Genomic DNA, 18639 nt, shown 5'->3' with positions numbered 1-18639 from the left:
GCATCGTCCAACCGCCTCGGCTCAGTTGGAGCTGTGTTTTGCCGAACCAAAAATCGCGTGCATTAGCTCAGTCTCGCAGGCTACCTGTGTTGGTGATGACGCTGCCCTTTCGCGGAAGTTCGTGGCGTCTCAAAAAGGGGCTAGCGTGGGACCGCGAAACAGCCCATCGACCCGGAGTTCGGCGGCTTGACCGCACGCAATGAACCAGCGCCTGGAGACATCGTTTCTCCTGGGCCGCCGGTCAACAAACCTTCACCGGATGAGAACATCGCTGCCACATTGGTCTGCCGGCTACTCGCATTGTTTGATACGGCAACCTGTGGGACCACACCAAGAAAGGCCTAAGGCCGGGTGGCGTCTGAAGAATCAGACACCAACCCGGCCTGTTGAACTGGTGGTGCGTGGCGTGAGCCGAACTAGGCGATATCGAGTCCAAGCTTCTTTCGATCGCGTTGCTGGTTAATAGCCAGACAGGCGATCAACCCGACCACGCCCGTGATCACACCGGTCAGCATGAATGACTGCTCATACCCAAGTGCTGGGGTCACCGCCGCGCTGACAAGCGTTCCGACGAACGCCGGTGCGAGTAGTCCACCGGTCGTGACCACGGCATTGGTTACTTGGAGCATGGCACCGCGTTGTCCGATACTGGTCATCTCTGAACACACCAGGTAAGTCAGCGCAAATAATGCTGGAGCCGTACCAAATCCGAACGTGAAACAAATAAGCGCAAGCACGGGTGAACCAGCCAGTGTTCCGGCGAGCACCATCACACCAGAAAATACCGTCGCCAGGCTCAAAACAAGCCCACGAGAGTAACGGCTCGACATGCCACGTGCGGCGAGTAATTCGGTGAGCCAGCTGAGTCCTACGGTTGCGACGGCACCCCATATGGCGGGCAGCGCAATAAGTGATCCAGACTGCTGCGTGCTAGCCCCCATGACATTTTCAAAATATGCGGGCAACCAGGTGGTTGCTACCGTAAAGGTCCAATACCCAAAGAAGGAACACAGGACCGCCAGGATCCAACTCGGCGTCAATAGGGAACGACGGTACTTGACCTTCTGATCGGCTGCTGCGACCTTGGCAGCAGCTAACGGATCAGTCTCATCTTCGCCCGAGTAGCCTTCAATTTCTCGCTCTGCTTTAACAGAGGTGTATGGGCCTTCCTTCCCAATGAACAACCATGCCACGGCCCAGATGACGCCAATGATGGCAACAAATACAAATGCCGCTTTCCAGCCGAACGATGCGGTAACCCAGGCCAGTACCGGAGCAAATGCGACAATACCAAGTGTGACACCTGCCGAGGCCAGCGCAGCTGGGGTCGCACCTTTACGGGCTGGGAACCATTTGTAGACCGCGTGCATCGTGATTGGTGCCAGCGGTCCTTCCCCAGCGCCCAACAGCAAACGGCTAAACCACAGCGCGGGCAGTGACGCGAATAAAATCACGGGCACTTGTGCAATTGACCAGACCAGACACAGGATGAGCAGGATCCATTTGGCTTGGACCCGGTTTGCGATTGGTGCGGCAACAAGTTGCGCAATACCGAAGAGTATGAAAACCGCACTGCCCAACAAACCAAACTGAGCCTCGTTGATACCAAGGTCTTCCATGAGTGGTACCGCAACGATCCCGAGGATCGCTTTATCAGCCCAACTGATCATCATGAGTACCAGGAGCATGACTGTGACCATCCAGCCATAGCGTTTACGGCGTTTTGCACTCCATGATGCTGGACCGGAAGTGGTCAGATCTGAAGCCGTGGGAACCGGAGCGGTGGATCGGGTGGCGGTTTGATGTGCCATGTGCTGTTCCTAACGGGACGAAGCATTTCAAATGCGATAAAAAAACAATACCTGCTGTTAAAAATGGCGCAGAACAGTAGGCCTCCGAGGTTGCTAGCTGAGAGGCCTGCCGCGACGTACGGTAATTTAGCGGCTAGGGGTAACCTTTACCGGGATGGAATCGAAGCCGCGCAATACGTTGTGAATCAACGGCGACGGGGCTCCGTCCAATTCGAGGGTTTCGAATTTCTCGAGCATTTCCTGGAGGACGATCTCCATCTCAAGCCGTGCGATTGGCTGGCCGACACATTGGTGCAAGCCCATGCCGAATGCTACGTGGCCGGATGAGCTGCGGTCGAGACTAAACTCTGCGGCGTCGTCGCCCCATTTCTGCGGGTCGCGGTTAGCCGCACCAACAAACACAAGGATCTTCGAACCAGCAGGAATGTGGACATTACCTAGAACTGTGTCTGTTGCCACGGTGCGGTGGAATTTCTGGAACGGAGATTCAACGCGGAGCGCTTCGTCGATGGCAAATTTGGCCATGGTCGGGTTTTCCCGTAGACGCTGCCAAGCTTCTGGGTAGCGCGCCAGGACCGACAGAGTGTTCCCAATACCGAAGATTGTGGTGTCAACACCTGCGGACAGCAGAGCGCGAACAAGCAGCGCTGCCTGTTCTTCGGTAATGAGACCGTCTTTGACACGATCCCAGATTTTTGAACCGAAACCGACATCATCAAGGGATTCCCGGGCACAGAGTTTCATGACGACAGCCGAGTGCTCATCGCCATTCGCAAACGCCTGCTGGTAAATGTAGTTCTCCGGACCGAAAGCGTTGAACACCATATTGCCGTACGGCAGCAGGTGTTCGCGCCCCTCTTCCGGCAGACCAACTGCATCAGGGAACACCCGAATTGGGTATTTTTCCGCCAATTGTGTCACGACGTCGAAACTGTCGAGCTTTGCCAGCTCGCTGACAATCTCGACGGCGGGAAGTGTGAATGGTTCACGCAAGGCGCGCACGGTGCCCGGGTTAATCACACCAGTCAGGGCGCGGCGCATAACCGTGTGAATCGGTGGGTCAGATTCGAGAATGCTCGGTGGACGCCACGCGTCATCCTCGCGGATGTCACGTGGGCCAAGACCGCCGGATGACACGTAAGTCTCAAAGTCCATGAGCACTTCATAGACTTCTTTGTAGCCAACAATCGCGTAGGTCCCGGTGGCCTCTAAATAACTGACCGGACCTGCTTCACGCAAGCGTTCAAGAAATGGATATGGGTCAGCGATAGCTGCTTCAGTGAAGGGGTCTTCGGTGAAAACTGTTGGTTCTATAATGGTAGTCATAAAAGCTCCTCGGTGAATCACAAATCAAGTACTAAACGACTGCAACCAGCAGCAGCACGGGAAACGCAGACCAGCATGACTTCACCGGCATCTTTGTCTTCCTGCGTCAGGACAGCATCGCGATGTTCTGGTTCACCAGAGATAATGCGCGTTTCACATGTGCCGCACAGTCCAGCGCGACAGCTCGACAGGACACGCGCACCGGCCTCTTCAACAGCGTCCACGATAGACTGGTTTGGCTGGACTTTGACGCTGCCACCAGTTTGAGCAAGCTCAACTTCAAATGGCTCGCTGCTGGATGCTGCGCCAAGTTCAGCCGCCACGAAACGTTCGGTGTGCAGCACGCCCGGGGGCCAACCCATGCAAAGTTCTTCAATAGCGGTCAGCATGCCACCCGGGCCACATGCATAGACGAGCATGTGAGCACGGGGTAGTGCGAGGACGGCGTTCAGGTCCAGGCCGTTATCTTCATCATTGGCATACAGCAATATCTTCTCTGGGCCGTATTTGGCCAGCAATTCATCAGCGAACGCCATGCTGGTTCGGGAGCGGCCTCCATAGTGCAAGACCCATTCCTTGCCTTCAGCTTCTGCTTGTTCCAGCATCGGGATCATCGGCGTAATGCCAACACCGCCGGCAATGAAGAGATACTTGCGAGATTTCAGGAGCGGAAAGTTATTGCGTGGGGCTGAGATGGTCAGCGCAGTTCCTGGGGTGAGATGCTCATGAACGTACGCTGAGCCACCACGGGAGTCTGGCGTGCGCAGAACACCAATTTTCAAAACCGACAGATCGTCAGGAGTCGAACACACCGAATACTGACGGATCAGGTCGTCGCCAAGGTGTACGTCGATGTGTGCTCCAGGTTCCCAAGCAGGGAAATCAGTACCATCTACTTTGCGCAACTCCAGCGAGAGAACTTCATCGGCAACTTTTTCAGCCGACTCAATCACGGTGTCAAGCGTGGCGGGGGCCTTGGATGGTGCAGTGATAGTCACGCTCTAGCTCTCCTTTTCATCGGGACCGCCCCAGACGGACGGGGCAATGAACTTGAGTCAACATTAGAAGTACTCCACATCACAGCAAGAACTGTTTTCCATCTAATGGAAAGAATTCTATGATTCGGATCATATCTTGATGTGATCCAGCTAGAAGCTCTCCACGGTACTCAAGCTTCTGGCTATCCCCCGTGCTGCGATCCGCAGCACGGGGACAACGGAACCAACCGAAGGTGCCACCTGGTGCACGACGCCGAGTGCTGCAACAGCTTGACCCATCGGGCCCAGTACTGGGACGGCGACCGCGTAGTTGTCCATGCCGACTTCTTGATTCGACAATGCGTATCCGGCTTTCTTCACAGCCTCGACCTCTACCCGCAAATCTTGCGGCGTCATCAAGGTGTGCTCGGTCAGACGCACCATATCTTTGGTAGCCTGTGACATGAGCTGCTGCCCAGCAAAAGCCAACATAACTTTGCCAGCCGCGGACGCGTGCAACGGCAGAGGGTCCCCTACCTTACGGAATGGCGCACCGACACGCGTCCCGGAAATTCGCTCCAGCAAGAGCACGCGGCTGCCCTCCAACACAAAAAGATTCACGACGTTATGCGTCACGAACAACACGTCCTGCATATAGGGCGCGGCAATTTCGGCCATATTTTGGCGAATGGGCGCTAAGAGCCCGAGCTTCCACAGTCGCTGACCGATGACGTACTCATTATTCACTCGTTCTAAGGCTCCCCATGTCACGAGCTCCGTGACCAAGCGGTGCGCCGTAGAAACCGGCAGATTCGCTCGCCTAGCCATCTCGCTCAGTGACAATCGCGTTCGACCAGGACCAAACGCCCCCAGCAATGCCAGAGACCGAGCCGTTACCGTATCGTTTTTAGTCGCCCCATCTTGGGGTTCGCGTCGCGGATGACGAGGACGGGGATTCGCCATAGCACACTCCTTCTAGCGCGCACTTGATTGTACGTGGTTGTCTACCAGTTTTCCATTAGACGGATAGCTGTCGTCGCGCAGGGAGCTTTCCCGGCACAATCATCCCAGAGACAGAGGAGTGCTTCATTGGTCCAACCGACTACAGTTTCCCATAACGCGGCTACGCGACAGGTTCACTCGAACAGCGCTTGGCTGACCGTTGTCACCGCGGGTGTCATGGCTGCGATCCACATCTGGAAACTGCCCGTAGCGCTGCCAGCACTCGAATCAGAGCTCGGCATGAGCCTCCTGACGTCGGGCCTGCTGCTGGGGATCATTCAATTCGCCAGCATGGTCGGAGGCTTGCTAGTCGCGTGGGGCGGAGAAATGGCCGGCCTGCGCCGTCTAATCGTCGCGGGATTATTGCTTCTAGCCGCTGGCTCATTCCTTGGTGCCACCACTACATCGATCCGCCTCCTTATGCTGTATCGCGGCATTGAGGGTATTGGGTTTTTGCTATGTACAGTGCTCGCCCCCGCCCTCATTCGTCGCGTTTGCGCTCCCGTCCAGCTGAACGTGGCGCTCTCAGCCTGGGGGGCATTTCAAGGCACCGCCACCATCGTGGGTTTTGCTGCAGGTGGCCTGTTATTGGAAGTGCTCAGCTGGCGGCTTCTGTGGGTAGTCCTAGCAGTGCTCACACTGCTCCTGATCATCCCGCTGTTGCGATCGACTGATCCAGATCCGCATCAACCTGCAGAAAATCTCATGAGAAACTCGGGGCACCGCATTGTGACGACGGTCAGGACCTGGCGCCCATGGGTAGCAGGCCTTACATTTGCCTCCTACACTCTGCAGTGGATGGCTGTTATGAGTTTCCTTCCAACCGTGTTCGCTGCCGCCGACATCGCTCCCCTCCAGGCAGCATTATTGTCTGCCGTGGTCGGCGGCGTTAACGTTATCGGTGCGCTCATAGCCGGGCGACTCCTGAGCAATGGCATCCAGATACGACACATTGTCGTCGCTACATTCATGATCATGGCCATCACATCGCTATTATTTTTCTCGATTGACTGGAAACCCACAGCGCTTGGGCTAGCAGGACAGCTCCTCTGTGCCATCTTCTTCTCAATGATCGGTGGCACGGTGCCCGCACTACTGAGTCGCCTTGCCGTCGATCTTGCTCCACCTGAAGGCTCCGTCGCAGCAGTGATAGGACTCATGCAGCAGATATTCAATGTCGGGAATTTCTTTGGGCCCTCATTGCTTGCATGGGTGGTGATGGTGACCGGTTCGTGGAACTCCTCGTGGTGGGTAACCGTAGGCTTTTCTGCGCTAGGGATTGCCTGCACATTGATTCTCACGTCGGGGTCGAAGGCCCCAAATAGCTAAGCTTCGTTTTGATCCCGGACGGCACTCCATCTCCCTGCGGTGCCTCGTCACGGCCGAACCCTCAAGGCCCTGAAACATAGCTTACCGACCGCCAAAGAGACGGCCAACTGGCCTAGGTGCTAACGACTCAGGGCCCCGGTTTTGTACCGGGGCCCTGATCACTCATCACTCACACCTTGAAGAGGTGCTCCCTAGTCTAAGAAATGATCTTTGAGAAACGCTTGAAAGTTCCTGTATAAATCCTCAGAGTTTTTCTGGGCTGCAGAAAGGGTAAAGCCCCGACCGGAGAACCGGTCGGGGCTTTACTTATCACTCACACCTTGAGGTGTTTCTAGGATAAACATATGGACCTTGAGCCCGTCAGGGAGTTGCCTGGCTAAACCCTGTGAATCTGAATTACACGTGATGCTGTGCGATGTAATCGCGCAGCGCTTCGGCGTCAGCGCCCATTTCTACGGTGTGCTGTTCTAATTCCAAAAGTTGGGCGAATTCGGGCAGTAACTCCGGTTCAAAGCCCAGTGCTTCATTGACGATGTCGCCAAATTTCTCTGGCTTGGCCGTTTCGAGCACGAGCATGGGATGACCGGGTCTCTGGTACCCCCTTGCGACGGTCACACCATCCGCGGTGTGCGGGTCGATCACGACTTCTGCCTTCTCATACACCGCGCGAATTGTGGCAACACGGTCCTCGTGTGTTGAGGTACCTGAGACCATGCCGAATTCTTGGTCGAAGCGTGGCTGCTGTTCGGACAGGTCAAGCGTTCCGGTCGCGTCGAGCTGCTCCCAAGCTTTCGCCAATTGCTCTTGATTCTGGTCCATGACCAAGTAGACGAAACGCTCCAGGTTGGAAGCCTTAGAAATGTCCATCGACGGTGACGACGTCGCTAGCGTATTGTCGGCCGAGCGTGGCTCGTACTTCCCGCTGCGGAAGAACTCGTCCAACACGTTGTTCTCGTTGGTGGCCAGCACCAGCGTATCGATGGGTAGCCCCATCTGGCGGGCTAACTGTCCGGAGAAAATATTGCCGAAGTTGCCAGACGGCACGGCGAATGAAACACCAAAGCCTTCGCGCTGGTCGGCTGGGATACCGTTGGTGACGCGCAGCCAGGCCCAGAAGTAGTAGACACACTGGGCAATCAGTCGGCCGAGGTTGATTGAGTTGACGGTGCCCAGCGAATTGGCCGCTTTGAACTCGAGGTCGCCGTTGAGTTCTTTAACGAGGTTCTGTGCATCGTCGAAGACACCTTCGATGACAACATTGTGCACGTTGTCATCGGTGAGCGTATACATCTGTGCGCGCTGGAAGCGAGACATCCGCCCCTTTGGTGACAGCATGAACACACCGATGTTCGGTTTGGACCGGAACGCATATTCAGCAGCGGATCCGGTATCGCCCGAGGTGGCCCCGAGAATATTCAGGGTCTGGCCGCGCTGTTGCAACACATACGGCAGCGCTTCGCCGAGGAATTGCATCGCCATATCCTTGAACGCCAGTGTGGGACCCTGGGAGAGATCCACGAGCGCTGACATCTGATCGATCGGCGTCAATGGGACGACCATTTCAGCTTTGAACTGGGACCCATAGGCTGCCTGGCACAGTTTGGCCAAGTCTTCACGCGGGATGTCGGTCCAGTACAGGCCGATGACCTCGGTGGCGAGCTCCGCATATGACAGTTCGCGCCAGGACTCAAGCGTTTCGACGTCCACAGTTGGGATGGTCTGCGGGACGACCAGCCCGCCGTCGGGTGCGAGTCCTTCAAGAAGGACGTCAGAGAAGTTGGACGGCTTCATGCCGCCGCGAGTGGATACATATTGCATAGCGTTAGTCTTCGTAGATTAGATCGCGAACTTGGATAACTTCATCGCGGCCCGGGCCAACGCCCACACCGGAAATGCGCACACCAGCAAGTTTTTCCAGTGCGGTGATGTAGTCCTGGGCGTTCTTCGGCAGATCTTCAATGCTGCGGGCCCCAGAAATATCTTCATCCCAGCCGGGGAAGTATTCATAGATCGGCTTGGAGTGGTGGAAGTCAGTTTGAGTCATCGGCATAACGTCGTGGCGAACGCCGTCGACGTCGTAGGCGACGCACACGGGAATCTCTTTGATGCCAGTCAGAACATCGAGTTTCGTCACGAAATAGTCGGTAAACCCGTTGATCATGGCAGCGTGCCGTGCCATCACAGCGTCATACCAGCCGGTACGACGTGGACGTCCGGTGTTGACGCCGAATTCGCCACCGGTGGTGCGCAACTGGTCGCCCATCTCGTCGAACAGTTCTGTTGGGAACGGTCCGGCACCAACACGTGTGGTGTAGGCCTTCACAATACCGATGGTGCGAGTGAAGCGGGTTGGACCAATACCTGCACCGACCGAAGCACCGCCGGCGGTGGGGTTGGACGACGTGACGAATGGGTAGGTTCCGTGGTCCACGTCGAGGAAGGTGGCCTGGCCGCCCTCCATGAGGACGACTTTATCGTCGTCGAGCGCCTCGTTGAGGATCCGAACCGAGTCAACAACCATCGGGCGCAGCCGCTCGGCATAGTCCATGAAGTAGTCGACGATCTCGTCAACGGTGAAAGCACGGCGGTTGTAGAGCTTCACGAGGAGCTCATTCTTCTGACGCAGCGCGCCCTCAATCTTCTGACGCAGAATGGATTCGTCGTAGAGATCCTGAACTCGAATGCCTAGTCGAGCGACCTTGTCCTGGTAGGTCGGGCCGATGCCTCGCCCCGTTGTACCGATGGCACGCTTGCCCAAGAAACGCTCGGTGACCTTGTCTAAAGTCTGGTGATAAGGCGCCACCAAGTGAGCGTCAGCAGAGATGCGCAGATGCGAGGTGTCATGTCCGCGAGTTTCAAGACCATCAATTTCTTCAAACAGGGCCTCGAGGTTAATGACCACCCCGTTACCAATCACAGAGATTGCCTGAGGCGACAGGATTCCGGCCGGCAAAAGCTTCAACTCAAACTTTTCACCGTTTACAACGACGGTGTGACCGGCATTGTTTCCGCCGTTTGGCTTGACGACGTAGTCAACGCGACCGCCGAGCAAGTCGGTTGCTTTGCCCTTGCCTTCGTCGCCCCACTGGGCTCCCACGATTGCGATTGCTGGCATAAAATTCATCTCTCCCACGGGGACTGCATCAAACAGTCCCGCAACATAGAAAGGTTCTCGCACCCGCAGCACGTTGGTAATTGGGTCGAGAACAGTTACAACCAGAGTTTACCAAATCACAGTGCGGCCGGCAGATTGCGAAGGCTCCTCGTCATCCTGGCCTGTCGCCCATGTTTCACGCCTCATCGCCACGGCAGCGACACCCACACCACGCATTGTTCGCCACAACACTATGTACTGTCCTGGGCTGCGCAAATTTCTCTGAGAGAAAACACGCCTAGCTTCGCAGGTGTGGATGCAGAAGATTTCAAGCGCGCCAATCGGGTAAAAGTGCAACATGTCGCAGATCGCAGTCGACCGAGTTCGACATCACGCCCCCGTCCCGCCTCTTACGATTGGTGTGAGCTGTCACACGTTTCGCTGGTTTTTGGTCGTGGCTGGCGCCTGGAAGCCCTACTCACGCTGCACAACTGCATAGCTTCGTATATGATTTCTCCCAGCTTCACTATCGCTGTGCAGTAGCTCACCACACAGCGTGCGGCACCGCATTTTTACACTCACAACCGGTGCCCCACGAAGACCTCGAGCACAAAAGGAAACTCATCATGGAAAAACTGATTCGCGGTATAGCCCGTTTGCTTGCCGTGCTTTCAGCGGTTGCCATCGTAGTAATGGTCATTGCGATCGCGATTGACGTCTTTGTACGCAACGCCACCGGTGCCTCACTGCCCGGCATGATCGAAATCGCCGAAACTTCGATGGTCACGGCCGTTGCCTTCGGGCTGGCCTGGGCCGGCGTCAATGGCGAACACGTTGCCGTCACGCTCCTCACCGACCGCTTTAGCACTAAATGGGCGAAGATCACCAATATTTTTATCTGGGCACTCGTGGCCTTCTACACAGCCTGGCTCTCCTACGCCAACATACTGAACTCAGTACAGGCCACGCAGGCAGGCGAAATCCGCTTCGGTTTGGTCCAGTGGCCAATGTATCCCATGCGTTGGATCCTGACCCTGGGCTTCATTTCTTTGCTCCTGGTGGCATTGGTGAATCTGTACCGCTGCCTAACGCATAAGGAACCCATGGGATTCTCCGATGAAGTCGAAGCAGTACTCGCAGAGGAACCCACGCCTGAAACTACGGAGAACGAAACTCCAGAAACCATCGAAGGAGGACGAAAATCATGACTGTTGGTAGTGTCATCGCAATTGTTCTACTACTCATGCTTGTCCTGCTTCTCTTGCGGGTACCTGTTGCAGTAGCTCTAGGACTTTCCGGCGCACTCGGCCTGGTTGCGCTACGGGGAATCAACCACACGACCCTGGAACTCGGGGCGGTGCCGTTCTCCGAAACCGCGACGTTTTCATTAACCATCATTCCGATGTTCATTTTGATGGGCATGTTTGCCGTTCGGGCAAACGTTGCGGCCTACGTCTTCAAAATTGCCGACCGTGTCTTAGGTCGACTCCCAGGTGGTCTCGGTATCGCAACCGTTGCCGCATCTGCCGGCTTCTCGGCCGTATCCGGTTCATCGATTAGTACTGCCGCAACCATGGCTCGCCTATCCGTAAAAGAGATGCGCGCTGCTGGTTACCCTGCCTCCATGGCAACTGCTCTGGTTGCCGTGGCAGGAACGTTGGGATCGATGATTCCGCCGTCCACCTTCCTGGTGCTGTACGCCATCTTGGCTCAAGTTTCCGTTGCGGAAATGCTGGCCGCCGGTATTGTGCCCGGCATCCTGTCTGCCATCGCCTACTCACTGTTGATCATGTTTTCCGGATGGCGCATGCGACGTCGGGAGAAGGTCGTCGACGCAGACAACGTTCAGGATGCCCTAGACCAAGCAACCGAGATCAACGCTGCACGACTGGAGAAGTCCCCACTGGGCCAACTCCCGTGGCGCGGGCTGGTCTACATCGCTATCTTGTTCGCCATTGTGTTGGGAGGTATGTACTCGGGTATCTTCACCGCGACAGAATCGGCAGCCTTCGGCGCGATCGCCGCTGTACTCATTTTGCTGTTCGAACTACGCAAAGAGGGCGCCAAAGGCATTTGGGACGGCATCACCAACGCGTTACAGAACACCGCTTCGACCACAGCAATGGTGTTCTTCATCGTGATCGGGTCCGGGATCCTGTCCTCGTTCTTCATTGCGGCTCGGGTGCCAAATATGATCACCGAGGCCGTGCTGTCTTGGAACATCGCACCGCAGCTGGCGATGCTCATCCTCTTGTTGAGCCTGATCCCGCTTGGCATGGTGCTGGAATCACTATCACTGCTGATGATTTCTGTGCCTCTGCTACTGCCGGTCGCTCTTGAGTTCGGGTTTGACCCAATCTGGCTGGGCATACTCATCGTCAAACTGATTGAGATTGGAATGGTCACTCCACCTGTGGGCATCAATGCCTTCGTCGTGGCGGGGACAACGGGGGTTCGCTCAGAAACGGTATTCAAGGGCATTCTGCCGTTCTTCCTGATAGATCTCGTACTCATCGCGATCTTCTTCCTCCTACCCGACCTCATCTTGTATTTGCCCAGTTTGGTGCAACAGTAGGAAGGCTTGTAACCCATGAAATCAACACTTTTTTCTCGCTTTGCCAAGGTTGCAGCAATCACTGCCGCAGCAGCCCTCACCCTCACCGCGTGTGAGGAAGGGATTGTAGAAGGCGCTGACAACTACTACTTCACCGTGGCGAACGGGGCACTTGATGGCACTCAGCATGCAGTTGTCGCCGAAGCGTACTATGACGCCGTTGAAGAAGCCTCGGACGGTCGCATCGAATTCGACCGCAGCTCGTTCGAAGCTGTCTGTAGCATGGACGAAGTTGCCGACTGTGTTCGGGACGGTCGTGCCGATATCGGTGTAACCGTTACCGACTACACGCCACACTTGCTCCCAACGATGTCGGTCATGTCCATCTCGTTTTTGAACAACGACATTCAGGCATCCGTCGAAGCGCTCTACGACCTCCACACCAACTACGAACCAGCAATGGCACAGTTGGAGCAGAGCAACCTGGAGTACATCGGTGCTTGGCCCGTCGGTGCCCTGCTGATCGGTGCTAAAGAACCGATTGAGGACTATGAATCCCTGCAGGGACTTTCGGCGCGTGCGGCTGGTCCGGTTACGCAGCGCACCTTGGAAACTGCCGGTGTGAACGTCAATGCAATCACCGCTGCAGAAACCTATGAATCCTTACAGCGTGGAGTTATTGACTCAGTAGCAGCCTCCCTGGACTTCGGCGTGAACTACCAGGTCACCGAGCAACTGCCGTACTGGGCCGACACCGGCGTTGGACAGTACACCGCTTACGGCATGTGGTGGAATAAGAGCACCTATGACTCGTTGACTCCCGAGCTCCAAGAGATTGTCGACGACGTGACCCAAGAGTTCAACGAGGGTCGCATCATCGAACTATCCAACGGTGAGCTCGAAAATATTTGCCAGGGCATGCTGGACTCCCCCGATGTCGAGAACTTCGAATCCTGGCCGGAAGAAGAAACTGACAAGTGGCGTGCAGAGGCCGAAGACGGCGCTCAAGAAGCCTGGTTGCAGATCATGGACGACTACAACTTTGATAATGCCGATGCATATCTCGAAGAATACGTCGCTGCCTATGAGAGCTACCAAGACGAAGATAACCCGGTAGATGCCGGTATTGCCTGTGCCGATAAATGGCAGGAACAAAACAACTAAATAGTACTCTCAACGCAACGGTGGCGGTGAACCTCTTTGGTTCACCGCCACCGCTGTTTCATGCCCAACTTCTCAGCACCTCAGGCATCTTGAGCTAGCGCGTGCGCCACCCAGGCCATCGCCCTGTCGGTACCTTCTCGAGCTTGCTTGTCATACTTCAGTGATTCGAAACCGTGCACTGCATCAGGAAGATCGATGACTTCGAGCGCACTATCAAAGTTTCTGGCAGCTTCAATGACTGCGTTTTGAGTATTCGCAAAACTTGAATATTCTTCGCCGACCCGGACCATCAATTTGGGTAACTCTGGCGCACCAGCGATGACTTGCCTGCAATCAAAACGTTCGACGTCACCGGGCCAATCACTCGGTGGCGCGAGCACCGGATAGCTCCATACGACAGCCCGCAGCCAAGAAGGGGCTTCACGCAACCAGTCGGCAGCTAGTGCACCTCCACCAGAGAAGAACCACAAGGCAATACGATCAGGATCCACCTGAGGGACTCGACGAACCTTTTCCACCACTTCTGCGATGTCCTCGGCAGAATCTGGGTAGCGTTCCATCTCATATAACCGGTGGTCAAAGGTCACGCCCGCCAGGCCAGCAGCCGCCGCAAGATCGCTATATCCAATGAATGTCGGCCACTGCCGCGGACTCGGAGTTTGCCCCTCCGGTACTGGCCCACCGTGGACAAAAATGACGGCTGGGCGCCGCTCCTTGGTGTCAGCCGTGTAGAGATCGAATGTCTCACGGGCAACGTGCTTGGCTGGTTTGAGACCGAAAAAGAAGTCGTAGTCTCCCGCAGCATGTTGCAAGCGGGGTGTTGCAGGTTTAGCTTGGACGACCATAATTGCACCTCCAATTGACGATGTAAACATTTTGCTCCTGATATGCCCTAGAAGCAATAGGTTCAACCGACTTACCCGACAGTAACACTGTTAGACATGGTGGAACAGCATCACAGTCGCGACTACAACACTGTTGAACCAATCACGGTTTACGACACCAAGAAAGCACTGTGTCCTGATTTGGTGATGAATGTAAGAGGTCACAATTTCAAGCAGCTAAGCAAAGGACACCAGTAGACTGTGGCTGTCGTCCACGATGTTTTATAGGGAGCTGTTGTGCGAACGTACCCGCATCATCTGACCACAGATCTACCGGTACTGCCTGTGCCCCGCCTTGATGAATCCCTGGAGCGTTATCGCAAGTCAGCCGCCGCGGTTCTCGATGCGAGCGGGGAAGCCGATGTGAATCAGGCGATTGCCGACTTTGCCATTGGACAAGCACCGGTGCTGCAACAGACTCTTGAAGAATACGGCCAAGCCCTGTCTGCCAGTGGCTCGAATTGGATGGCCGAACAGTGGTTGGAACATGCACTGCGCAACCGCCAGCCCCTCTTGTTGTCTTCTAATGTGACCTACCAGTTGAACCTTCCAACCGATGCAACGCGCTCCCGACGCGTCGTGGAATTACTCCAGCGCATCGGCGCCATCCATATCCAACAGGCCAAACGGGCTACACCCGAAGAGCTCGACGCCGACGGTCGACGGTTGTCCATGGATAGTTGGGCTTGTTTCAACGGCGGCATTCGAACCCCGGCGGCTGACGAGGATCTGTGGATGCGAGCTGGCGCCGGGGCAACCTACCGCACCATCGGTGTGCTGCACCTGGGTCGCATGTGGGAAGTACCGCTGACCGGTTCCGAGGGCAAGCTCCTAAACGCCATCCAATTGCGGTCTTCGATTGAACATGTGTTGTCCCAAACCCAGCCGGCGCAGTCCAGCTTTGCTGGGTTCTCGACATTGGGCTCAGCAATTCTTGCTGAGCAGGCCCCGTGGCGCAACGAAGCACACCGCTCCACCTTTGACCGGCTGGTCAACATGCTGTTCACCATCACCTTGGATCCCAACGGAGAAGAAGACACCCAGACGCTGCTGCGATGGGCGTTCCACCCCGGTAACGCGTGGGTCTATAAACCAATCAGTTACCAGGCCTCACTGGACACCAACATGCTGACCGCCAATGTCGAGCATTCGGTGCTCGAAGCCGGAACCCTGGCGACGGCGGTGACACGCATGCAACAGGTCGATACAACTACGCTTGATACCCAGTCAGAGCCGACCCTACCGAAAGCTACCGAGTTGACCTGGCGGGACAACGCCTACGGCCTGACAGATTATTACACCAAAGCCAACACCCTGAAGACCGAGCGTGTGCTGGTTCGCCGCGACCGTCACCTACCGTATGAGATGCGAAACGATGCACTGACGCATCTGATCTTGATGATCGCTCAGCAACTCACCTTCGGTACCGTTCGAGCCCACCGTCAAGACGTCGATATGCGCCATTTCCGGGCCGGCCGAACCGACACGCTTCGCCCAGTCACCCTTGAAGCCGTCTCATTTGTGCAACATCTGGTGCGCGACAAAGCCACCGTCAACCAGCTACACGCTGCGTTAAACGCGCACGACGAGGGGGTTGAAGCGACGGTGAACGGCCAAGCATTTGATCGGCACTTTTTCATGTTGCAACACATCGGCGCAGAGTTGGGTGGTGCTAATGCAGCACTGTTTACCGAGCACACCGATGCGCTTGAAGATTTCCTGACGGTCTCCTCCGCGGGCGCTTCCGAGGCATTTATCCGTGCTATCGCCGCCCCCTTAGTCGAGGACGGGTTCCACGTCCACTTCACGCCGGCCGCGGCAGGCACTGAGTTTCTAGTCACCTGGTTCGAAGGGACGCCGCAGGCCGAAGCGTTGTATCGCAACCTCCAACCGGCCGCGGAACTCCTCTACGATTTCATCGCCACCATCGAGCCGATCCACTCGTCCTGATACGTGCTTGTCGCCATTGACGAATCAGCGTAGGGTCCAAAACATGGACTCCATATTCAGCGCTATCCGCAGCCTTCGATTTCGTCGTGGCCCCCAGCGACTGCTGGGCGGCATAGCAGGCGGCATCGCTCACCGAACAGGCATGAACGTGTGGCTGGTCCGGCTGCTCGTATTCTTGTCATTCCTACTGCCGGTCGTAGGGATTGTGCTCTATTTGATCATCTGGATTCTGACACCGTGGCAAGACGGCCGCATCCCGCTCGAGCGGTCACTAAATAAACGTCCCCCAGCACGCTGACCGTACAGGAGACTTACAACAGGCCTAGTGGCCAGCTTCGATCTGATCGACCGCGGTGGCATCAGAATCATTCAAGAGCTTCGCAATGCGGTCCACCTCATCGGTCTCACCGATAGCAGCGGCAGCCCGTCCCAGAGAGTACAAGGCCCGCAAGAAGCCGCGATTCGGCGCGTGCTCCCACGGAACCGGGCCGGCACCCTTCCAGCCTGCGCCGCGCAATGAATCAAGCCCACGATGGTATCCCACACGAGCATAAGCATAGGATTCCAGCGTGCGGCCGTCATCCCAGGCGTCCTCAGCGGCAAGCGCCCAGGCCAATGATGAAGCAGGAAAACGCTGTGCAATTTCCTCGGGCAGATCACCAGCGTCGTAGCGAGCATGCACTTCTGGTTCGTCCGGCAGCAACGTTGGATCCGGTTCCATCAAGTTCTTACCAATGAGTGACGACACTATATTTCCTTCCACGAAGCCAAAACGGCAATGTCTAAGCCCCCTTAGTCTGCCAGTGTTTATACTTATTCAACAACCAATCTCCCTAAAGGACCTCATGATTTCCGTTCGAGAGCTTACAAAGGTGTATCGGCAACCCGCCAGGGATGTCGTGGCCTTAGACAACATCACGTTGGATATCGACGACGGCGAAATTCACGGCATCATCGGCCGCTCCGGTGCCGGCAAATCAACGCTCGTACGCTGCCTCACCCTGTTGGATCGCCCAACCAACGGTAGCGTTGTCGTTGGGAGCCAAAACCTGACCGCCGTAAGCGATACCGAATTACGCAACGCTCGTCGCCGCATCGGCATGGTGTTTCAACACGCCAATCTGCTCTCGTCGCGCACCGTGGCAGATAATATCTCGCTGCCGTTAGAGTCCGGCAAGAAGAAGAAAGCAGATCGACGAGCAAAGGCCAAAGAACTACTCGATTTAGTAGGGCTCAGTGGGTTAGAAGACACGTACCCAGCCCAGTTATCCGGTGGACAGCGCCAACGCGTCGGCATTGCTCGTGCGCTGGCTGCTGATCCGGATGTCCTCCTGTGTGATGAGCCAACGTCTGCACTGGACCCGGCAACCACCGACGATATTCTGAAGTTGATTCGTGCGGTCTCGGACCGCCTAAACCTCACCGTGGTGGTCATTACCCACGAAATGTCCGTCGTGAAAACGCTGTGTGATTCCGTCTCGCTGCTCGACAACGGCAAAATTTTGGATTTCGGCCCACTCAGCCAGGTTGCCGCCAACGTGAATTCCGACTTATCCCGTGCGCTCCTCCCATTGCCAACACACGAAGCAGCTTCCGCTGATCTGGTCATCGAGGTAGTTGGTAGTCAAGACGCCGTCAATATCCCCATTGCAACCAAGATTGCTGCGGAGCACTCCGTGACCGTCGATATTGCAGCGGCGAATATTGAAACGCTCGGCGACGCCCGCTTTGCCCACTACCTCTTGGCTATCGACTCAGATACCCAAATTAATCTCACCGGGATTGAAGCAACACTGGTCCGCAATGGGTATTCCATCCGCACGCGCGCCAAGGAAGGGGTGCAAGCATGAATTGGTTCGAGCAACTGCTCAATAACCGCGCCCTGGAAACAGCGCTTCCCGAAGCCATTTGGGAAACCGTGGTGATGGTCGGAATCTCGGGGATCGCTACGGTGCTCATCGGCGGGGCGATCGGCATTATTTTGCACCTGACCCGCCCCGGCGGTCTCACCCCGATGCGAGTGCTCTACGGTCTCCTCTCCTCGATCGTCGTGAATATCACGCGTTCGATCCCCTATGCGATCCTGATGGTCGCCCTCATTCCGTTCACCCAGTGGCTGGTGAACACCTCGATCGGACCGATCGCCGCAACCGTCTCGCTCACCATCGCAACGGCACCGTTTTTTGCTCGATTGGTCGAGACCTCACTGCGCGAAGTCCCAACCGGAACGGTGGACGCAGCACAAGTTATGGGCCTATCCAACGGTCAGATTGTGACGAAAGTTTTCCTCCCGGAGGCACTTCCAGGCCTCATTGCTGCAACGACCAACACCATTGTGGTACTCATAGGGTATTCAGCCATGGCGGGACTTATTGGCGGTGGCGGTCTGGGACGACTGGCGTATAACTACGGGTATCAGCGCTTTGACTCACAGATCATGATCGTCACCATCGTCGTCATCGTTATTGGTGTCCAACTCATCCAGTGGATCGGCGATAAAATTGTGGCGGCTGTCGACCACCGCTAACCTGCCCCGGCAAGATTTCCC

At 56.1% G+C, this 18639-nt stretch carries 16 protein-coding genes; 8 read left to right on the top strand and 8 right to left on the bottom strand.

Annotated features, from left to right (window positions below; genetic code table 11):
- Positions 1-416: 416 nt before the first annotated feature.
- The 4 genes from G583_RS0106690 to G583_RS0106675 all read right to left on the bottom strand — a co-directional run bounded on the left by G583_RS0106690 (position 417) and on the right by G583_RS0106675 (position 5077).
- Positions 417-1811, bottom strand: coding sequence for an MFS transporter (locus G583_RS0106690; protein WP_022870419.1), 1395 nt, complete (start codon positions 1809-1811; stop codon positions 417-419).
- Positions 1812-1937: 126 nt separating this feature from the next.
- The gene (locus G583_RS0106685) at positions 1938-3137 is read right to left on the bottom strand and encodes a cytochrome P450 (RefSeq protein ID WP_022870418.1); all 1200 of its coding nucleotides are present in this window, start codon (positions 3135-3137) and stop codon (positions 1938-1940) included.
- Between the two features lie 17 nt (positions 3138-3154).
- The gene (locus tag G583_RS0106680) at positions 3155-4135 is read right to left on the bottom strand and encodes a PDR/VanB family oxidoreductase (protein ID WP_022870417.1); all 981 of its coding nucleotides are present in this window, start codon (positions 4133-4135) and stop codon (positions 3155-3157) included.
- 150 nt (positions 4136-4285) lie between these two features.
- Entirely contained in the window at positions 4286-5077 is a 792-nt protein-coding gene (locus tag G583_RS0106675; RefSeq protein ID WP_022870416.1) for an IclR family transcriptional regulator, read from the bottom strand.
- Positions 5078-5203: 126 nt separating this feature from the next.
- On the opposite strand from G583_RS0106675, the gene G583_RS0106670 reads away from it, so the two are divergent.
- Positions 5204-6445: an MFS transporter gene (locus G583_RS0106670; RefSeq protein ID WP_022870415.1), complete on the top strand. Its 1242-nt coding sequence runs from the start codon at positions 5204-5206 to the stop codon at positions 6443-6445.
- A gap of 396 nt (positions 6446-6841) precedes the next feature.
- Here G583_RS0106670 and thrC read toward each other — a convergent pair whose 3' ends face one another.
- On the bottom strand, positions 6842-8263 hold the full coding sequence (gene thrC / locus G583_RS0106665) for a threonine synthase (RefSeq protein ID WP_022870414.1): 1422 nt from the start codon (positions 8261-8263) through the stop codon (positions 6842-6844).
- Between the two features lie 4 nt (positions 8264-8267).
- Positions 8268-9560 carry an adenylosuccinate synthase gene (locus tag G583_RS0106660; RefSeq protein ID WP_029629332.1) on the bottom strand — a complete coding sequence of 431 codons (1293 nt, stop codon included), beginning with the start codon at positions 9558-9560 and terminating at the stop codon, positions 8268-8270.
- A 605-nt stretch (positions 9561-10165) separates the two neighbouring features.
- Here G583_RS0106660 and G583_RS14795 point away from each other — a divergent pair.
- The 3 genes from G583_RS14795 to G583_RS0106645 are packed head-to-tail and all read left to right on the top strand — an operon-like array spanning position 10166 to position 13257.
- Positions 10166-10747: a TRAP transporter small permease gene (locus tag G583_RS14795; protein WP_022870412.1), complete on the top strand. Its 582-nt coding sequence runs from the start codon at positions 10166-10168 to the stop codon at positions 10745-10747.
- Positions 10744-12114 (top strand): TRAP transporter large permease, encoded by a 1371-nt coding sequence (locus tag G583_RS0106650; protein ID WP_022870411.1) that lies wholly within the window; start codon positions 10744-10746, stop codon positions 12112-12114. Before G583_RS14795 ends, G583_RS0106650 begins: the two co-directional genes overlap by 4 nt.
- Before the next feature lie 15 nt (positions 12115-12129).
- Positions 12130-13257: a TRAP transporter substrate-binding protein gene (locus G583_RS0106645; protein ID WP_022870410.1), complete on the top strand. Its 1128-nt coding sequence runs from the start codon at positions 12130-12132 to the stop codon at positions 13255-13257.
- 80 nt (positions 13258-13337) lie between these two features.
- Here G583_RS0106645 and G583_RS14790 read toward each other — a convergent pair whose 3' ends face one another.
- Positions 13338-14132 (bottom strand): alpha/beta hydrolase family protein, encoded by a 795-nt coding sequence (locus G583_RS14790; protein ID WP_022870409.1) that lies wholly within the window; start codon positions 14130-14132, stop codon positions 13338-13340.
- Between the two features lie 246 nt (positions 14133-14378).
- Here G583_RS14790 and G583_RS0106635 point away from each other — a divergent pair, with 246 nt between their 5' ends.
- On the top strand, positions 14379-16091 hold the full coding sequence (locus G583_RS0106635; protein ID WP_022870408.1) for a choline/carnitine O-acyltransferase: 1713 nt from the start codon (positions 14379-14381) through the stop codon (positions 16089-16091).
- A gap of 43 nt (positions 16092-16134) precedes the next feature.
- Positions 16135-16389 carry a PspC domain-containing protein gene (locus G583_RS0106630; protein ID WP_022870407.1) on the top strand — a complete coding sequence of 85 codons (255 nt, stop codon included), beginning with the start codon at positions 16135-16137 and terminating at the stop codon, positions 16387-16389.
- Positions 16390-16413: 24 nt separating this feature from the next.
- Here the strand turns inward: G583_RS0106630 and G583_RS0106625 are convergent, their stop codons facing one another.
- Positions 16414-16842, bottom strand: a complete 429-nt coding sequence (locus G583_RS0106625; protein WP_156832079.1) for a DUF3151 domain-containing protein — start codon at positions 16840-16842, stop codon at positions 16414-16416.
- A 94-nt stretch (positions 16843-16936) separates the two neighbouring features.
- On the opposite strand from G583_RS0106625, the gene G583_RS0106620 reads away from it, so the two are divergent.
- Both G583_RS0106620 and G583_RS0106615 read left to right on the top strand, forming a co-directional pair.
- Positions 16937-17941, top strand: a complete 1005-nt coding sequence (locus G583_RS0106620) for a methionine ABC transporter ATP-binding protein (protein ID WP_022870405.1) — start codon at positions 16937-16939, stop codon at positions 17939-17941.
- Complete coding sequence (locus tag G583_RS0106615; RefSeq protein ID WP_022870404.1) at positions 17938-18618, top strand: methionine ABC transporter permease; 681 nt, start codon at positions 17938-17940, stop codon at positions 18616-18618. The genes G583_RS0106620 and G583_RS0106615 overlap by 4 nt, the downstream gene beginning before the upstream one ends.
- The last annotated feature ends 21 nt before the right edge of the window (positions 18619-18639 follow it).

It is taken from the genome of Yaniella halotolerans DSM 15476 (assembly GCF_000420805.1).
Taxonomy (GTDB): Bacteria; Actinomycetota; Actinomycetes; order Actinomycetales; family Micrococcaceae; genus Yaniella; species Yaniella halotolerans.
This window is presented reverse-complemented; position numbering and strand designations above follow the sequence as displayed.

What these genes read in the sequence shown, in the direction of transcription:
- G583_RS0106690 (WP_022870419.1), bottom strand. Translation starts at nt 1,811, where the DNA reads ATGGCACATCAAACCGCCACCCGATCCACCGCTCCGGTTCCCACGGCT.
- G583_RS0106660 (WP_029629332.1), bottom strand. Translation starts at nt 9,560, where the DNA reads ATGCCAGCAATCGCAATCGTGGGAGCCCAGTGGGGCGACGAAGGCAAG.
- thrC (WP_022870414.1), bottom strand. Translation starts at nt 8,263, where the DNA reads ATGCAATATGTATCCACTCGCGGCGGCATGAAGCCGTCCAACTTCTCT.
- G583_RS0106645 (WP_022870410.1), top strand. Translation starts at nt 12,130, where the DNA reads ATGAAATCAACACTTTTTTCTCGCTTTGCCAAGGTTGCAGCAATCACT.
- G583_RS14790 (WP_022870409.1), bottom strand. Translation starts at nt 14,132, where the DNA reads ATGTTTACATCGTCAATTGGAGGTGCAATTATGGTCGTCCAAGCTAAA.
- G583_RS0106650 (WP_022870411.1), top strand. Translation starts at nt 10,744, where the DNA reads ATGACTGTTGGTAGTGTCATCGCAATTGTTCTACTACTCATGCTTGTC.
- G583_RS0106630 (WP_022870407.1), top strand. Translation starts at nt 16,135, where the DNA reads ATGGACTCCATATTCAGCGCTATCCGCAGCCTTCGATTTCGTCGTGGC.
- G583_RS14795 (WP_022870412.1), top strand. Translation starts at nt 10,166, where the DNA reads ATGGAAAAACTGATTCGCGGTATAGCCCGTTTGCTTGCCGTGCTTTCA.
- G583_RS0106675 (WP_022870416.1), bottom strand. Translation starts at nt 5,077, where the DNA reads ATGGCGAATCCCCGTCCTCGTCATCCGCGACGCGAACCCCAAGATGGG.
- G583_RS0106620 (WP_022870405.1), top strand. Translation starts at nt 16,937, where the DNA reads ATGATTTCCGTTCGAGAGCTTACAAAGGTGTATCGGCAACCCGCCAGG.
- G583_RS0106615 (WP_022870404.1), top strand. Translation starts at nt 17,938, where the DNA reads ATGAATTGGTTCGAGCAACTGCTCAATAACCGCGCCCTGGAAACAGCG.
- G583_RS0106685 (WP_022870418.1), bottom strand. Translation starts at nt 3,137, where the DNA reads ATGACTACCATTATAGAACCAACAGTTTTCACCGAAGACCCCTTCACT.